Annotated in this window: 11 protein-coding genes; 3 read left to right on the top strand and 8 right to left on the bottom strand. The window is 70.5% G+C overall.

All coding sequences use genetic code 11. From position 1 onward, the window contains the following. Positions 1-78 precede the first annotated feature (78 nt). The 5 genes from ABZ128_RS02675 to ABZ128_RS02655 form a co-directional block, all read right to left on the bottom strand. On the bottom strand, positions 79-1,002 hold the full coding sequence (locus ABZ128_RS02675; protein WP_356845639.1) for a hypothetical protein: 924 nt from the start codon (positions 1,000-1,002) through the stop codon (positions 79-81). Then, positions 999-1,700, bottom strand: coding sequence for an RNA polymerase sigma factor SigM (gene sigM / locus ABZ128_RS02670; protein ID WP_356845638.1), 702 nt, complete (start codon positions 1,698-1,700; stop codon positions 999-1,001). Before sigM ends, ABZ128_RS02675 begins: the two co-directional genes overlap by 4 nt. A gap of 101 nt (positions 1,701-1,801) precedes the next feature. Continuing rightward, on the bottom strand, positions 1,802-3,520 hold the full coding sequence (locus tag ABZ128_RS02665) for a protein kinase family protein (RefSeq protein ID WP_356845637.1): 1,719 nt from the start codon (positions 3,518-3,520) through the stop codon (positions 1,802-1,804). 117 nt (positions 3,521-3,637) lie between these two features. Further along, positions 3,638-5,812 (bottom strand): murein biosynthesis integral membrane protein MurJ, encoded by a 2,175-nt coding sequence (gene murJ, locus ABZ128_RS02660; RefSeq protein ID WP_356845636.1) that lies wholly within the window; start codon positions 5,810-5,812, stop codon positions 3,638-3,640. 46 nt (positions 5,813-5,858) lie between these two features. Then, complete coding sequence (locus tag ABZ128_RS02655; RefSeq protein WP_356845635.1) at positions 5,859-8,123, bottom strand: DUF6049 family protein; 2,265 nt, start codon at positions 8,121-8,123, stop codon at positions 5,859-5,861. A 185-nt stretch (positions 8,124-8,308) separates the two neighbouring features. Between ABZ128_RS02655 and ABZ128_RS02650 the strand changes: the two genes are divergently transcribed. Next, entirely contained in the window at positions 8,309-9,775 is a 1,467-nt protein-coding gene (locus ABZ128_RS02650; RefSeq protein WP_356845634.1) for a CCA tRNA nucleotidyltransferase, read from the top strand. A 43-nt stretch (positions 9,776-9,818) separates the two neighbouring features. On the opposite strand, the gene ABZ128_RS02645 is transcribed toward ABZ128_RS02650, so the two are convergent. From ABZ128_RS02645 to ABZ128_RS02635, 3 genes are all read right to left on the bottom strand, one after another. Next, complete coding sequence (locus ABZ128_RS02645) at positions 9,819-11,111, bottom strand: MFS transporter (protein WP_356845633.1); 1,293 nt, start codon at positions 11,109-11,111, stop codon at positions 9,819-9,821. An 86-nt stretch (positions 11,112-11,197) separates the two neighbouring features. Beyond that, positions 11,198-12,280 (bottom strand): inositol-3-phosphate synthase, encoded by a 1,083-nt coding sequence (locus ABZ128_RS02640; protein WP_356845632.1) that lies wholly within the window; start codon positions 12,278-12,280, stop codon positions 11,198-11,200. 49 nt (positions 12,281-12,329) lie between these two features. After that, positions 12,330-12,932: a helix-turn-helix transcriptional regulator gene (locus ABZ128_RS02635; protein ID WP_356845631.1), complete on the bottom strand. Its 603-nt coding sequence runs from the start codon at positions 12,930-12,932 to the stop codon at positions 12,330-12,332. Between the two features lie 274 nt (positions 12,933-13,206). On the opposite strand from ABZ128_RS02635, the gene ABZ128_RS02630 reads away from it, so the two are divergent. Continuing rightward, a complete protein-coding gene (locus tag ABZ128_RS02630; RefSeq protein ID WP_356845630.1) occupies positions 13,207-15,780 on the top strand; it encodes a transglycosylase domain-containing protein in 2,574 nt (857 codons plus the stop codon). Between the two features lie 81 nt (positions 15,781-15,861). After that, positions 15,862-17,322: a glycosyltransferase 87 family protein gene (locus ABZ128_RS02625; protein ID WP_356845629.1), complete on the top strand. Its 1,461-nt coding sequence runs from the start codon at positions 15,862-15,864 to the stop codon at positions 17,320-17,322. Positions 17,323-17,331 lie beyond the last annotated feature (9 nt).

Here is a 17,331-nt window from a genome sequence, read left to right as displayed (position 1 = left end):
CGGTGTGGAGTCCCACCCGACCCAACGGATCCTACGGCGCATGCATTCCCGGTCCGTCCCGGTACGGACCCCAAGCTGTCAGCTCCGGGGGTAGGTCCTGGTCAGCAGCAGCTTGCCGGGGGCGGCCGCTGCCGCGTCCCGGCAGCCCGCGTCCACGAGGTAGGCGTCGACCCGGGCGGAGTCGCCGGGGTGCGGCAGGACGAGCAGATAGACGGCCGTGCCCTGGTAGTTGCCCTGTTCGCTGGCGAGCGGGTGGTCCGGTCGGCCGGTGGCGTCCTGCACACAGGAGGGGACCGGCTCGGCGGCGGCGCGGTCACCGGGGGCGAGCCCCGGACCGGGGCTGGTGGAGTCCGTCCCGTACGTGTTGTTCTCGTCGGGTGCCGTCTTCGCCGTCTGGCCGGGGAGGAGGAGGCGGTGGACGCTCTCCTTCAGCCCTTGGGCGGTATAGCCGCCGTCGACGGGGGCTTCGGCGGATGAGCTGGTGGCGGAGTTGCGTGCGGCGGTGTCCGGCTCGTTCGGACCGAGCAGGTTGCCGGCCAGGAAGATCCCGAGCGCACACACGGCGGCTCCGGCGAGGCCGGTGAGGACGGCGATCCGGCGGCGGGCCCGTCGGCGTCCGGGGCCGGTTGCGCCGACCGGGTGACCGGCCGGACGGGGGGTGGCCGGACCGGCGGTCGCGGCGGATGTTTCACGTGAAACATCGCGCGGGGCTCTCGGGGCGTCGCCGGGGGCGGAACCGGGCGTGGTGGAGTCGAGCAGCGCCTCGGCGGCGAGGGCGGCATCGATGCGCCCGGAGACGTCGGCGGGCATCCGGGGCGGCCCGGGCAGGGTGCCGAGGAGCGACCGGATCTCCTCCAGGGACGCGAGGACGTCGGCGCACAGGTCGCACTCGGCCAGGTGGCGGCGGACTTCGGCGGTCCGGACCGGGGAGAGGAGCCCCTCGGTCAGGTCGGAGATCTCCGAGACCTCCGGGTGCCGGATCGTGCCGGTCGTGGGAGTCACGTTCGTCCACCTCCGCCCTTCACCGTGTCTGCGTCCGGCGCTGCCTGACTGGGGTCTGCCGCTGGTGGGACGGCTGCCCCCGGCGTCCGGTTCCTTCCCCGCTCGGAGGCGCTGTTATCCACGGCATTCGAGCGCAGATGAGTGACCAGCGGAGCCAGTTTGGCCCGGCCGCGGGCGCACCGGCTTTTCACGGTGCCCGGGGGGACGTCGAGGATGCGGGCGGCTTCGGCGACGGGGTATCCCTGCATGTCGACGAGGACCAGGGCGGCCCGCTGGTCGGCCGGGAGGGTGCCGAGGGCGGCGAGGAGCTGGCGGTGGAGGTCGTGGCGTTCCGCAGGTGCCTCGGCGGACTCGTGGGGCTCCAGGAGGTGCTCCAGGCGCTCGGTGTCGTCCAGCGGAGCCGTCCGGCGGGAGGCGGCCTTGCGGGCCCGGTCGATGCAGGCGTTGACGGTGATGCGGTGCAGCCAGGTGGTGACGGCGGATTCGCCGCGGAAGGTGTGGGCGGACCGGTAGGCGGACACGAGGGCGTCCTGCACGGCGTCGGCGGCCTCCTCCCGGTCGCCGAGGGTACGCAGCGCAACGGCCCACAGCCGGTCCCGGTGGCGGCGTACGAGCTCCCCGAAGGCATCCGGATCTCCGGCCGCGTGCCGGGCCAGCAGCTCCTGGTCGCTGTCCCCGCCGGTCGTCGCGTCGTGCATCACACCTCCCCTCCGGAAGGGAGAGTACGGGTCGGGCGGGACGAATACGAGGGCCCGCCACGTGGCGGCGCAGCGGGCCCGGCGGGTGTTGGGGTCCGGTCCTATTCGGCCGTACCGAGCACCTTGATCTCGTTGATGCCGCCCCGATAGCCGCCGCCGGAGTCGGGCAGGGAGGTGATGTGGACCAGCAGGAAGCGGGTCTTCACCGGGGTCTCCAGGGTGGTCTTCAGGTTCTTCCCCGTGATGCCCAGCTTGACGATCTCGTGGGAGAAGTCCGAGAGGGAGTGCGCCGGGGAGGCCTCCGGGGCGGCGGCCCGCACCTCGACCTTCTGCCCTGCCGCGTACAGGTCGACGTCGACGCCGGCCACGTCCTGGACGCTGCCGAGATCGACCACGATTCCGCTGCCGTCGTCGTAGTCGTCCAGGTTGCCGAAGTTGGCGTAGCCGTAGAACACCTTGGTGATCCAGGCGGTGCCGGCGTTGCCGTCGACGGCCTTGTCCACGTCCTCCGGCTTGATCGGCTCCTTGCCGAAGACGGTGGCGTTGCTGATACGCAGCGGCTTGCCCGGCTTGATCTCCTTGGGGGCGTCGTCGGGCTTCGTCTGCGGGGTGGAGCCGCTGCTGCCGGAGCCGCCGTTGTTGCGGCCGAGGAGTGTGTCGGCGAGCTGCCAGCTGCCCAGGCCGAGGGCGGCGATCAGCAGGGCCGCGACAGCCCACTTGAGAGCCTTGCCGGTGCGGCTCTGCAGCGGGGGCGGCGGCGTGACGGCGACGGCCTGGGTGGCGGGCATGCCCGTGGGCATGGGCCGGCCGTAGCTGCCCTGCTGGTAGGTGGTGTGCTGGTACTCGGGGGGCGGGGTGAAGGCGGGCTCCGGCGGCCGGATGCGGGGCATCGCGGCGACGGCCTTGGCCAGTTCCTCCGGAGTGGTGCAGGGCGGCTCCTGGCGGGAGGCCGTGGCGCCGTCGTTGGCGAGGGCGCGCATCGCCAGCTCCCCCAGGCCCCGGTGGACACCGGCGCGGACCTGGTCCGGGGCGAGCAGGCCGACGCCCTTGGGCAGGCCGGTGAGGCCGTAGGCGTCGTTCTCGTAGGGCCAGCGCTGGGTGAGCGCGGCGTAGAGCAGGGCGCCGATGGCCTCGGTGTCGGTGCGCTGCGGGGTGTCGCTGGTGATGCCGCGCAGGGCGGCGTTCACCGCGAGGCCGCGGATGCGGTACTGGCCGGTGGAGGTGCGCAGTATCGCGCTGGGCGTCAGGCGCAGATGGGCCAGGCCCTCGCGGTGCGCGGCGGCCATGGCCTGGGAGACCTGGCTGACGAGCTGGTAGGCCTCGTGGGGTTCGAGGGGGCCGGAGGCGAGGAGGGTGGTCAGTTCGGTGGCGTCGGGCAGCCATTCGTGGACCACGTAGACGAGGTCGTTCTCCTCGACCGCGTCGAGGACGTGGACGAAGCGCGGGTCGCCGAGCAGAGCCGAGGAGCGCGCGGCGGCCAGGACGGCGCGGGCCCGTGGGTGGTCGGCGGGGAGCAGGTGGACGCCCACGGCCCGGCGCAGCTTCTCGTCCATGGCGCGCCAGCTGCTGAATCCGTCCAGACGGGTGACGCACTCTTCCAGGCGGTAGCGCCTGGCGAGCTTGTGGCCGCTGTGGAGTTCGGGTACGGCTGCGGAAGCCGTTTTTCTGCGTTCGCCGTCCTTGTCTGGCATGGATCCGTCCGCGGCTCGTCCGTTCTGGGTGTCCACCCCGTCGGCCGTGGCCTTCGCCGCATCTGCGGCCAGCGGCTTGTCGCCGCTGTTGTCGGCCACGTCGACGGCAGCCGTGCTACGTTCCGCCACCGTCGTTCCTGCCTCCCCATCCGTTACGCGCTGTCGGCCAGTCTGCGAAGCCATGCCAATTGTGCCCACAGTCCGGCCCTATGCACGACACGCGAAAGGGTCCGACGGTTGTGCGCATCAGCGTCCCAGGCGTCCACGGACCATGCCGACCATGGCGTTGAGCTCTTCGATCCGCATCCGCTTGGCCGCGACGAGGAACACCACGGCCAGGGCGACGCCTCCGGCAGCCAGGGCGGCAAGGGAACCGGTGACTCCGCTGCCGAGCCACTGGGTGACCCCGTAGGCGGCTGCGCCCGCCACGGCTGCCGCGGGGACGCACGCACCCGTCAGGCGGGCGTAGGTGCGCATCACGTGGGCACCGTCGAGGTCGCCGCCGAGCCGCTTGCGCAGCCGGCGCCAGGCGACACCGACGCCGACGGTGTAGCCGAGGCCGTAGGCGGCGGCCATGCCGACCACGGCCCAGCGGGCGGGCAGCACGAAGAACGCGGCAGTGGAGACGGCCGCGTTGACGCCGGCGACGATGACGGTGTTGTAGAAGGGCGTACGGGTGTCCTCGTAGGCGTAGAAGCCGCGCAGGACGACGTACTGGACCGAGTAGGGGATCAGGCCGAGGCCGAAGGCCATCAGGACGTAGCCGATGTTGCGGGCGCCCGCGCCGGATCCGGCGTAGAGCAGGGTGGCCATCGGGACACCGAGCGCGAGGAACGCGAACGCGCAGGGCACGATCGCGACGGCCGAGGTGCGCAGCCCGTAGGAGATGTCGTCGCGGACCGCGGCGGCGTCCCCGTCGTGCGCGGAGCGGGAGATGCGGGGCAGGACGGCCGTCATGACGGAGACGGTGATGATGGCCTGCGGCATCTGCCACAGCAGGAGTGCGTAGTTGTAGGCGGTGATGCCCGTGCCCGGGTGGCCCTGCTTCTCGGCGACCGAGCCGGCCCAGGTCGCGAGCTGGGTCACGACGACCAGGCCGACCTGGTTGGCCAGGACGAAGAAGAACGTCCACTTCGCCAGGCGGGCGGCCTTGCCCAGGCCGTGGCCCCTCCAGTCGAAGCGCAGCCGCGGCGTGAAGCCGGCGTCGTGCAGGTAGGGCAGCATCGCGAGGGCCTGGACGGTCAGGCCCAGCAGGGTGCCGATGCCGAGGAGGCGGATGCCCTCGGGGGTGACGGTGGTGGCGCTGACCCCGGAGGTGGTGAAGCCGCCGAAGGCCCAGATGAAGGCGCCGAACGTGGCGATGACGACGATGTTGTTGAGGACGGGGGTCCACATCATTGCGCCGAAGCGCCCGCGGGCGTTGAGGATCTGACCGAGCACCACGTGGACGCCCATGAAGAACATGGTGGGCAGGCAGTAGCGGGCGAAGGCGACCGCGACGTCCATCTGGTGGGGGTCGGAGGCGATCTTCGGCGACATCATCGTGATGAACACCGGTGCGGCGAGGACGCAGAGGGTGGTGATGGCGGCCAGGAGGACGACGACCAGCGTCAGGAGCCGGTTGGCGTAGGCCTCACCCCCGTCGCTGTCGTTCTTCATGGCCCGGACCAGCTGCGGGATGAAGACGGCGTTGAGGGCGCCGCCGCCGACCAGCACGTAGATCATCGTGGGCAGGGTGTTGGCGATCTGGTACGTGTCGTTGAACGTGCCGACGCCGATGGCCCCGGCAATGACCAGGGTCCGCAGGAAGCCGGTGATGCGGGAGACGATCGTGCCGGCGGCCATCAGCGCGCTGGACTTCAGCAGGCTGGAGGCGCGCCCCGCGGGCTTGCTCGGTGCCGGGACGGCGAGCGGGGCCTCTTCGGCGGGGGTGCCGGGCGTCGCCTGCTGGTCCCGGTAGAGGTGGGCGAAGGCGTCGGGCTCGGGCTCCTCGTCCGCGGCCTGGCTGACGAGCGAGTCCACGCCGACGAACTGCGTGGTGGCGGCGCGGTCGCCGTAGGGCAGGTGACGGGAGGGCCCGGACGGCTCGGGAGGCGGGGTCTGGGCCCATACGCGCGGGTCGGGACCGTGGGCGGGCGTCTGCGGCGCCCCGTAGAGCGGGCCGGGCTCCTGGTAGGTGCCGGGCGGCGGCGGGGGGTGCGAGGCGCGGTCGTAGAGCGCCTCGGCGACCGGGTCCTGAGCCGAGAGGTCCTGCGAACGGTACGGGTCGTGCTCGTAGGCGTCCTGGAGGTACGGGTCGCGGTCCGGTGCGGGCGAAGGCACGGGAACCTGCCCGGGCACGGGGGTGCCCGGGCCAGTGCCCTGGGAGGGCGCGGGCCCGCCAGTGCCCTGCGCGCGGTCACCGTCGTACGGCGCGTTCATCGAAACCCCACCTCATCGTCCCCAGGCCGACCGGCCACGGCATCGCTCAATGGTCCACTGTCTCACCGGTGCCGGACGGGCCGGTGCTTTGCGGTCCGGTGTCCGGGGTCCCGTCACTCGGCTGCGTGCTCTCCCCGGCGGCCGCGCGGGCCGCGACGCGCTTGCGGCTGGCGTACATCTTGATGCCCGCCAGAACGAGGAGGAGGACGCCGCCCGCGATGACCAGCATCACGGTGGGGGTGATCTCGGTGGCCTCGACGGTGAACCTGCGTTCCTTGCCGTAGGGCACGCCGTCCTTGGTGAAGAGCTGCGCGGTGACCTCGACCGGGCCGCTCGCGGTGGCGTTGGCGGTGAACTTTACCGTCTGGCTGTGACCGCCCTGGACGGTCACCTCCTGCTCGGCCTGTCCGCTGTCGCCGAACATCAGGCGGGTGGGGTTGGCGGACTTCACGCGCAGGACCAGGCCGTGAACGTCCTGGACGAGGCTGTTCTGGACGCTGACCGGGATGGTCGCGCTGTGCCCGGACAGGGTGGCGTCCGACTTGGGGACGACCTTGACCTTCTCGGTGAGGCCGATCAGGTAGTCCTGCACCTGGTCCCGGTAGAGCCGGGCCTCCTCGGGGCGGCCGCGCCAGGAGGTGGACATCTCCCGGTTGGTGGTGTTGCCGAAGGGGATCTCGACGCGGTCGGGCGCCGTGAGGATCACCTTGAAGTGGTCCAGGGTGTTCTGGGTGGTGCGGATCTTCTCGAAGGCCGAGACCGGCAGTTCCGTCTTGTGCAGGGCCTCGGGGTACTGCCCGGCGCCCGGGACCTGCGTGTTCACCCCGGCGTCGGGCTTGGCGGCGGCTGCCGCGTCGAGGTCGGCCGGCTGGGTCCAGCGGCCGGCCTGCAGGCCCCGCAGCGCCTCCGCCATCGTCTGCGCCTGGCTGGCGGAGGGCATCCGCTGCGGGGTCACGACGAAGCTGCGCTGGTTGTCGGTCTTCTGCAGGTTGAGGGCGAGGCTGTGGGCGAGGAACTGCTGCACGGCCAGGGTGGAGCTCGCTGCGCTCAGCATGTCGCCCTCGAAGGCGGTGGAGAGCTCGGCGTCGGCGACGACGGCCGTGGCGCCCGCACCGATGGGCCGGGCTGCCGAGGGGGTGTAGCCGAGGGCGCCGGTCTCCTGGAGGCTGTCACTGCGGGTGAGGACGTTGTGGGCGCCGGCCGAGGTGGCGACGTTGACGATCGCCGGGTCGATGGCGCCCTCCAGGGGCCACGAGAAGTCGGTGGACGGAGTGACGTGCAGGACGGTCTCCACGGCCTGCTTCGCCTTGTCGGTGGCGGGCCGGAGCTGGCCCAGGGTGCCCGAGACGTCCTTGCCCTGGTGGGCGAGGGAGGCGATGTCCGGGTCGGCGAACGGCAGGGCGACGACCTTCTTGCCCTGGACGGCCGCCTCCAGGGAGCTCAGCCACTGCTCGGCGACGGCCTTGTTCTTGCCCTGGACGATGCGCCCGTCGGGCGTCCGGTACCGGTACCCCTTGGTCATGGCGTCGACCGTGTAGAGCAGGTCCGGGTCGATGACCCAGGTGACGGGCAGTTCCCTGCCGAGCGAGACCATCCGCTCCAGGCGGCCGCCGGTCCCGAGCTCGGCGGCGAGGGAGTCGTCGAGGAAGACCGGGGTCTGCACCTCGTCCGAGCCGGTCTCCGCGGTCAGGTGCGTGGAGGAGATCAGCGGCCACAGGTAGGTGAGCTGTGAGCGCTTGGCGGCCGGCTCCGGCTGCCAGGGCAGGAAGGTCCGCCTGATGCCGAGGACCTGCTCGTACGGGCGGGAGTCGGTCTCCCCTGACACGGAGACACCCAGCTGGTACACGCCGTCCTTGTCCAGCTCCAGCTTGGCCACCGGGACCCGCAGGGTGAAGTCCTGGCCGGCCTTCGAGGGCAGCGAGGCGATCTTCACGGAGTAGGCCTGGTCGATCTCTGCCGGGTCCGTGCCCGCCCGGAAGCCGCTGCGCTCCGCCGCCTCGTCGATGGAGGACCGGTCCCCCAGCGCGGGACCGACCCGCAGCCCCACGTGGGCCCCGTTGATCGTTTCGCGGCCGTTGTTGACCACGGTGCCGGAGATGGTGAGGGTGTCGCCCTTCACGGGGGCGGTGGGGCTCAGGCCGGTCAGCTGGACGTCGACCGAGGACGTCTCCGCCGCCCGCGCCAGGGGGACGGGTGAATGGACCAGAGCGGCGAGCAGAGGTGTCCCGGCCAGCAGGGCGATGGTGCGCCGCAGCCAGCGGCGCCGGGCAGGTGCGGGGGAGGTCCCCTGGATGTCTGCCGCCTCGGCCACGCGCTAGCCCGTCCCTCGAAGTGTCAGTGGTCGTCGTCTGTGCGTCCACGCATGGTAACGAGACCCGCTGTGCGCGAGTGCCGCGCCTTGCTCCACATGATCGGGTCCGGCTCCCGGGTGCCGGAGGGCGGGGTGGCCACAAACACGGAAGCTCTCGCCGGGCCGGGCACGTACCCTTTTCTGTTGTGCCGAACGCCAACGAAGACAATCCCAGTGCCCTGAGTCAGGTGCAGCGCCGCGCGGTCAGTGAACTGCTGCGGGTCGCCCCTGTCGCCGACGAGCTCGGCCGCCGTTTCCAGGAGGCGGGTTTCCGTCTCGCCCTGGTCGGCGGGTCCGTCCGCGATGCGCTGCTGGAGCGTCTCGGCAACGACCTCGACTTCACCACCGATGCCCGGCCCGAGGACGTCTTGAAGATCGTCCGGCCGTGGGCCGACTCGGTGTGGGACGTCGGCATCGCCTTCGGCACCGTCGGGGCACAGAAGGAAGCCCGCGTCGGGGATGCCGACCGCACCTTCCAGATCGAGATCACCACGTACCGCTCGGAGGCGTACGACCGCACCTCCCGCAAGCCCGAGGTCTCCTACGGCGACTCCATCGAGGAGGACCTGGTCCGTCGCGACTTCACGGTGAACGCGATGGCCGTCGCGCTGCCGGAGAAGGAGTTCGTGGATCCGCACGGCGGTCTGGAGGACCTCCGGGCCGGCGTGCTGCGTACCCCCGGAACCCCGGAGGACTCGTTCTCCGACGACCCGCTGCGGATGCTGAGGGCGGCCCGGTTCGCCGCTCAGCTCGACTTCGAGGTGGCGCCCGAGGTGGTGGCCGCGATGAAGGCGATGTCCGAACGGATCGAGATCGTCTCGGCGGAGCGGGTGCAGGGCGAGCTGAACAAGCTGCTGCTCTCCGCGAACCCGCGCAAGGGCCTGGGGCTCCTCGTGGACACCGGGCTCGCCGCCCACGTCCTGCCCGAGCTGCCCGCGCTGCGGCTGGAGAGCGACGAGCACCACCGGCACAAGGACGTCTACGAGCACTCGCTGATCGTCCTGGAGCAGGCCATCGCGCTGGAGGAGGACGGCCCCGACCTGGTACTGCGCCTGGCCGCCCTGCTGCACGACATCGGCAAGCCCCGTACGCGCCGGTTCGAGAGCGATGGACGGGTCTCCTTCCACCACCACGAGGTGGTGGGTGCCAAGATGACCAAGAAGCGCATGACCGCGCTGAAGTACTCCAACGACATGGTCAAGGACGTCTCCCGGCTGGTGGAGCTGCACCTGCGCTTCCACGGCTACGGGGACGGGGAGTGGACCGACTCCGCGGTGCGCCGCTACGTCCGGGACGCGGGTCCGCTGCTGGAGCGCCTGCACAAGCTCACCCGGTCCGACTGCACCACGCGCAACAAGCGCAAGGCCAATGCCCTCTCCCGTACCTACGACGGTCTGGAGGAGCGCATTGCGCAGCTCAAGGAGCAGGAAGAGCTGGATGCGATCCGGCCCGACCTGGACGGGAACGAGATCATGCAGGTCCTGGGGGTCGGTCCGGGTCCGGTGATCGGCAAGGCCTACGCGTTCCTGCTCGATCTGCGGCTGGAGAACGGCCCCATGGGACGGGACGAGGCGGTCGCCGCGCTCAAGCAGTGGTGGGCCGCGCAGGGCTGAGCTCCGGGCCGTCCGCGGCGGAGCTCTTCCGCGGACGGCCGGTTCAGCCCTCGGTCCGGGGCGATGTTTCACGTGAAACATCGCGCTGCCGGGCGAGGAGGACCACGGTCAGGGCGTAGAGCGCGGCGACGCTCACGACCAGGAGGACGGACCGCCCGTCGGGGGGCAGCATCAGCGCGGCCACGGCGGCAGCCCCGACGAAGGCGACGTTGACCAGCACGTCGTAGACGGAGAAGACCCGGCCCCGGTAGGCGTCGTCCACACGGAACTGCACGACCGTGTCGGTGGAGATCTTGGCTCCCTGAGTGGCGAGCCCGAGGACGAAGGCAGCGACCAGCATCGGGCCCGGTGCGAAGAACAGGCCGAGTGCGGGGACCAGGACCGCGGCTCCGCCGGCGCAGGCCATGGTCCAGCCCCGGGTGCCCAGCCTGCCCACCATCCAGGGGGTGACCAGGGCGGCGGCGAAGAAGCCGGCCCCTGAGGCGCCCACGGCGACGCCCAGCAGGGCGAGGCCCTCGGACTCGCTCGCCGACCAGGAGTAGCGGCAGAGCATCAGCAGGGCCACGGTCAGTGCCCCGTAGCAGAACCGCATCATCGTCATCGCGGTGAGTGCCTGGGCGGCTTCCCGCCGCCGGTGCAGATGCCTCAGCCCCTCGGCCATCCCCCGGACGGTGAGGGCGACTGCGTCGAGGGCCGAGGGATGGACCACGCCGGGCGGGTGGTCGGGTCCGAGGAGCCCGGCGGCCAGCCTCAGGGAGACGAGGGCCGCGCACAGGTAGAAGGCGGCGCCGAGCAGGACGACCAGGGCGTTGGATCCGGAGGCCAGCAGGCGCAGGAGGAAGGCCAGCCCTCCGCCGGCGGTTGCGGCCAGGGTTCCGGCGGTGGGGGACAGGGCGTTCGCCGTGACGAGCTGGTCGGGGGCTACGACACGGGGCAGCGAGGCCGCGAGCCCGGCCAGGACGAAGCGGTTGACCGCGGTCACGGAGAGCGCGGAGGCGTAGAAGAGCCAGTCGGGGACGTGCGCGACGATCAGCACGGCCGTGACGCAGGCGAGGAAGGCCCGCAGGAGATTGCCGTAGAGCAGGACCTGGCGGCGGCGCCAGCGGTCGAGCAGAACCCCGGCAAAGGGTCCGATCGCCGAGTAGGGCAGCAGCAGTACCGCCATCGCCGAGGCGATGGCGGCGGGCGAGGTCTGCTTTTCCGGGGAGAAGACCACATAGGTGGCGAGCGCCACCTGGTAGACGCCGTCGGCGGCCTGGGAGAGCAGCCGTACGGCGAGCAGGTTGCGGAAATCCCTCAGGCGCAGGAGTACGCGCAGATCACGTACGACAGGCATGAGGGAAAGGGTCACATACGCGGAGGGTCCCCGGGCATATTGCCCGGGGACCCTCCGCGGAAGAACAGCCGAAGACCAGGTGTCCTCTAGCGCTCGACCTCGCCCTTGATGAACTTCTCGACGTTGGCCAGCGCCTCGTCGTCGAAGTACTGCACCGGCGGGGACTTCATGAAGTAGCTGGAGGCCGACAGGATCGGGCCACCGATGCCGCGGTCCTTGGCGATCTTCGCGGCGCGCAGGGCGTCGATGATGACACCGGCGGAGTTCGGGGAGTCCCACACCTCAAGCTTGTACTCAAGGTTCAGCGGAACGTCGCCGAAGGCACGGCCCTCAAGGCGGACGTAGGCCCACTTGCGGTCGTCGAGCCAGGCCACGTAGTCGGACGGGCCGATGTGGACGTTCTTCTCGCCGAGCTCACGGTCGGGGATCTGCGAGGTGACGGCCTGCGTCTTGGAGATCTTCTTCGACTCCAGGCGGTCGCGCTCCAGCATGTTCTTGAAGTCCATGTTGCCGCCGACGTTGAGCTGCATGGTGCGCTCAAGACGGACACCGCGGTCCTCGAACAGCTTCGCCATCACGCGGTGCGTGATGGTGGCGCCGACCTGCGACTTGATGTCGTCGCCGACGATCGGGACACCGGCCTCGGTGAACTTGTCGGCCCACTCCTTGGTGCCGGCGATGAAGACCGGGAGGGCGTTGACGAAGGCGACCTTGGCGTCGATGGCGCACTGGGCGTAGAACTTCGCCGCGTCCTCGGAGCCGACGGGCAGGTAGCAGACGAGAACGTCGACCTCGCGGTCCTTGAGGACCTGGACCACGTCGACCGGGGCCTCGGAGGACTCCTCGATCGTCATGCGGTAGTACTTGCCCAGGCCGTCCAGGGTGTGGCCGCGCTGCACGGTCACACCCTTGTTCGGGACGTCGCAGATCTTGATGGTGTTGTTCTCGCTGGCGCCGATGGCGTCCGAGAGGTCGAGGCCGACCTTCTTCGCGTCGACGTCGAACGCGGCGACGAACTCGACGTCACCCACGTGGTAGTCGCCGAACTGGACGTGCATCAGACCGGGGACCTTGGCCGCCGGGTCGGCGTCCTTGTAGTACTCGACGCCCTGCACCAGCGAGGCGGCGCAGTTGCCCACGCCGACGATGGCTACGCGAACCGAACCCATTCCGGTTGCTCCCTGTTTGTTCTCGGACGAGGCCTGCGAGATGCAGGCCTCACTTTGCAGTTTCGTCGGGCGGACCGGACCGTCTCCGGTCCCGTCCCGCCCGCTCGCTCTCGATGAGCTCGTTCAGCCAGCGCACTTCGCGCTCCACGGACTCCATGCCGTGCCGCTGCAGCTCAAGCGTGTAGTCGTCGAGGCGCTCCCGTGTCCGGGCGAGCGAGGCGCGCATCTTCTCCAGGCGCTCCTCCAGCCGGCTGCGGCGGCCCTCCAGGACCCGCATGCGCACCTCTCGCTCGGTCTGACCGAAGAAGGCGAAGCGGGCGGCGAAGGACTCGTCCTCCCAGGTTTCGGGGCCGGTGTGGGACAGGAGCTCCTCGAAGTGCTCCTTACCTGCTGCCGTCAACCGGTAGACGATCTTGGCGCGGCGCCCTGCGAGTGAAGCGGCGAGAGCGTCTTCCGGGGCGTTTCCCGGCTCTTCGATCAACCAGCCGTTGGCGACCAACGTCTTGAGGCAGGGATAGAGCGTTCCGTAGCTGAACGCCCGGAACACCCCCAGCGAGGTGTTGAGCCGCTTGCGCAGCTCGTAGCCGTGCATGGGGGATTCGCGAAGCAGGCCGAGGACGGCGAATTCGAGGATGCCTGAGCGCCTGCTCATCCGCCTGCCCTCCTTCGCCCCTGAGTCTTTATACCGAGCTGATGTATCGGCTCGATACATCCAGACGATAGAACGGGCCGCCCCCGGCGACAAGTGGCGATCTGGTGACCGGCGTCACATCACCAATTCGTACGAGGCGACTTGCCTGTTTTGGGGTGAACTTCGGCACTGTTCGGGTTTTGCGCGTGCGTAGTCTGTGCGCCATGACAACGGGGGGAACCGGAACTCACCTGCCGCTTCCAGGCCACTCGCCTGCCCGAGGAGTAGTCGTTCGATGAGCGAGCACCGCCGCAAACCGCCGCAGCCCGAAGGTGGCGGACGCGCCGCGGCCCGTCGGGCCGCCCAGCAGCGCCCTGGCCGGGGCGCCGGGCCCGCACGGGACGTCCCGACCGCGTCACCCAGCGGACCCTACGCAGCGCAGCCCGGCCACGGCAGCCGCGCCGAGGCCCGCCGGGCCGCCCAACGAGGGCCCGCGGGCCGCGGACGCGGCACGGGCCGCGGCGGCAGAGGCGGAACCGGCCGCCCGGACAGCCGGTTCATCAACTACCCGCGCTCCGACAAGGAGGGCTGGAAGCGCTTCCTGCCCTCCTGGAAGCTCGTCGGCGGCACGGCCCTGGGCTTCTTCGCGATCATCACGGCGGGCGCCGGCATCGGTATCGCCGCCGTGAACACGCCCGACCCCAACCTGGCGGCGCAGGCGCAGAACAACGTCTTCTACTGGGCGGACGAGGGCGGCCAGCCGGGAGCGCAGATGGTCGCCACCGGCGGCTCCATGAACCGCCAGATCGTCCCCATCGACCAGATCCCCAAGTCGATGCGCAACGCCGTGATCGCCGCCGAGAACGAGTCCTTCGAGACGGACAAGGGCGTCGACCCGATGGGCATCGCCCGCGCCGTGTGGAACATGGCGAAGGGCGGCTCCACCCAGGGCGGCTCCACCATCACCCAGCAGTACGTGAAGAACACGTACCTGGACTCCGACCAGACGCTCAAGCGGAAGGTCACCGAGCTCTTCATCTCGATAAAGCTGGGCGTGTACGAGGAGAAGGACACCATCCTCGCGGGCTACCTCAACACCGCCTACTACGGGCGCGACGCCTACGGCATCCAGGCGGCGGCCCGGGCCTACTTCGGCAAGGACTGCAAGGACCTCAACCCGTCCGAGAGCGCCTTCCTCGCCTCCGTCCTCAAGGGGCCCAACCTCTACAACCCCGACGGCGGCATCGGCACCGCGGCCACTCCCGAGCAGAACGAGAAGCGGGCGCGGCTGCGCTGGGCCTGGGTCCTGGACCGCGAGGTCGCGGTGGGCCGGATGGAGAAGTCCGAGCGGGACAAGTACAAGGACTTCCCGGCCCGTGTCGACTCCGAGCAGGCCCGCAGCCTCGCGGGCCAGACCGGCTACCTGGTCGAGACGGCCAAGCAGTACGTGATGAAGGTCGCGCACCTCACCCCCGAACAGATGGCGCGCGGCGGCTACCAGATCCACACCACCTTCCAGAAGTCGAAGGTGGACGCCCTGTCCAAGGCCGTCGAGGAGACCCGCAACGACTTCCTCGACGAGAAGAAGCGCCCCGAGTACGACACCTTCGTCCAGTTCGGCTCCGCCTCCGTGGACGTCAAGAGCGGGGCGATCGTGGCCCTGTACGGCGGCCCCGGCATGGACAAGAAGTACTTCAGCAACAACGCCAACACCACCGGTGTCCCGGTCGGCTCGACCTGGAAGCCGTACGTGCTGGCGGCGGCCATGCAGTACGGCACCCAGAACTCCAGGGGCAAGGGCATCTCGGCCGACAGCAAGTACAACGCCGACGACCTGACCGTGATCAACAACCGCGACGGCAAGCCGCTGCTCGGCTCCGACGGCAAGCCGTTCCGGCAGAAGAACGAGAGCACCACCCCCTACGGGTACGTGACCCTCAACGAGGCGATGGAGAAGTCCATCAACGTGCCGTTCGCGCAGCTGGTCTTCGACGTCGGCCACAGCAAGGTGCGGCAGGTGGCCGAGGCCACGGGCATCCTCAAGGACTCGATGGACCCGAACAACAACGCCTCCTTCGCCCTCGGAACCTCGACGCCGAGCGCCATCCGCATGGCCGACTCGTACGCCACCTTCGCCGCCTCCGGTACCCACCACGAGCCCTTCTCCGTGACCAAGGTCGAGAAGGACGGCAACGCCCTGCCCGGTTTCGAGCCCCCCAAGGAAGAGCGGGCGATGGACAGCTCCATCGCCGACAACATCACCAAGGTCCTGCGCAACGTCGTCGAGAACGGCACCGGAACCAAGGTCAAGAAGCTCGGCCTCAACCGGCCGGCCGCCGGAAAGACCGGCACCACCGACCAGAACAAGTCGGCCTGGTTCGTCGGCTACACCCCGGAGCTGTCCACCTCGGTCACCCTCTTCCGTACCGACCCGAACTCGGCGGACAAGAAGCTGATCTCCATGAACCACGTGGGCGACATCGACTCCATCCACGGTGGTGACATCCCGGCGGAGATCTGGACCAAGTACATGAAGGAAGCGCTCAAGGGCACCCCGGTCACCGACTTCCCCGAGGCGGACCCCATCGGCGTGACCGCGGACGCCTCCGGGGCTCCCTCCCCCACCCCCTCGGCGGCGGTCCCGCCCTCGATGTCCCCGTCGCCCTCGATGAGCCCGTCCCCGTCCCCCAGCCCGACCCCGTCCCGGGGCGGCAAGCCGTCCTGCAAGCCGTGGGACCTGTACTGCGTGCCCGATCCCACCGGAACTCCCACGGGCGGGGGCACGGGTTCGCCGTCACCGACCGGCTCCGGCAAACCCGGCCGCCCGGGCGGCACCGGCTGGGGCAGCAGCCTCGGCACATCGGGCTAGCCCGCCCCGCTCCGACGAGGGCCGTCGCACCCGTTGCGGCGGCCCTCCCCCGTGCCCGCCCCCGTACGGCAGGATGAGCCCATGACGAAGGTGCACGAGGACCGGCCCGTACTGCCCACCCAGCAGGACGAGGTCGCCGCGGCCGGGAGCGAGCTCATCGGCGGCCCGCTGGGCCGCCACGCCCGGACGGGCGGACACTGGCTGAGCCCGGTCCGCGTGGTGGTCCTCGTGGCTCTGGGCATGTTCGCGCTGGGCATGGTCCAGAAGCTGCCCTGCTACGACTGGGCGTGGTTCCGCGGAGCCGGCTCTCAGTACACGCACGCCTGCTACTCCGACATCCCTCACCTGTTCGTGGCGCGCGGCTTCGCCGACGGCCTCACGCCCTACTTCGACCGGCTCCCCGGCGACATGGAGTACCTCGAATACCCGGTGCTGACCGGGCTCTTCATGCAGGTGGCCTCCTGGCTGACCCCCGGCGGCGGCAGCATGCAGCACCGCGAGCAGATGTACTGGATGGTCAACGCGGGCATGCTGATGGCCTGCGCCGCGGTGATCGCCGTCTGCGTGGCTCGCACCCACCGCCGCCGGCCCTGGGACGCGCTGCTCCTCGCCCTCGCTCCGGCCTTCGCGCTCACCGCGACGATCAACTGGGACCTCCTGGCGATCGCCCTGACCGCTGCCGCGATGCTGATGTGGTCCCGCGGCCGCACACTGCTCTTCGGCGTCCTGATCGGCCTGGCCACCGCGGCAAAGCTGTATCCGGTCCTGCTGCTCGGGGCGGTGTTCGTACTCTGCTGGCGGGCCGGGAAGTGGAGGGCGTTCGGCTCCGCCGTGCTCGGGGCGGCGGTCTCCTGGCTCGTGGTGAACCTGCCGGTCATGATCCCCGCCTGGGACGGCTGGAAGAAGTTCTACACCTTCAGCCAGGAACGCCCGATCGACTTCGGGTCCGTATGGCTGCTGATCTCCCAGCGCTCCGGGAACCCCCTGGAGGACGCCAACACGTACGCGACCGGACTGACCCTGCTGCTGTGCGCCGGCATCGGCGTGCTCACGCTGACGGCCCCGCGGCGCCCGCGCTTCGCGCAGCTGGCCTTCCTCGTCGTGGCCGTCTTCATCCTGGCCAACAAGGTCTACTCGCCGCAGTACGTGCTGTGGCTCATCCCGCTCGCGGCCCTCGCCCGGCCCCGCTGGCGCGACTTCCTCGTCTGGCAGGCCGGCGAGGTCGTGTACTTCCTCGGGATCTGGCTGTACCTCGCCTACACGACCAGCGGGGACAAGCACCAGGGCCTGCCGGTGGAGGGCTACCAGCTGGCCATCGCCGCGCACCTGCTGACGACCCTCTACCTGTGCGCGGTCGTCGTACGCGACGTCCTGCTGCCCGACCGGGACGTCGTACGCCGTGACGGCTCGGACGACCCCTCCGGGGGCGTGCTGGACGGAGCCGAGGACGTGTTCGTGCTGTCCGACGCCGCGAGGGCGCCGCAGGATGCAGCGCCCTCGCAGGGACAGCGGGTTGAGTGGGGCACGGCCCCCCGGGACTGACCGGCGTCG

Origin of the sequence: Streptomyces sp. NPDC006326, assembly GCF_040612915.1 — a bacterium.
Lineage (GTDB): Bacteria > Actinomycetota > Actinomycetes > Streptomycetales > Streptomycetaceae > Streptomyces.
This window is presented reverse-complemented; position numbering and strand designations above follow the sequence as displayed.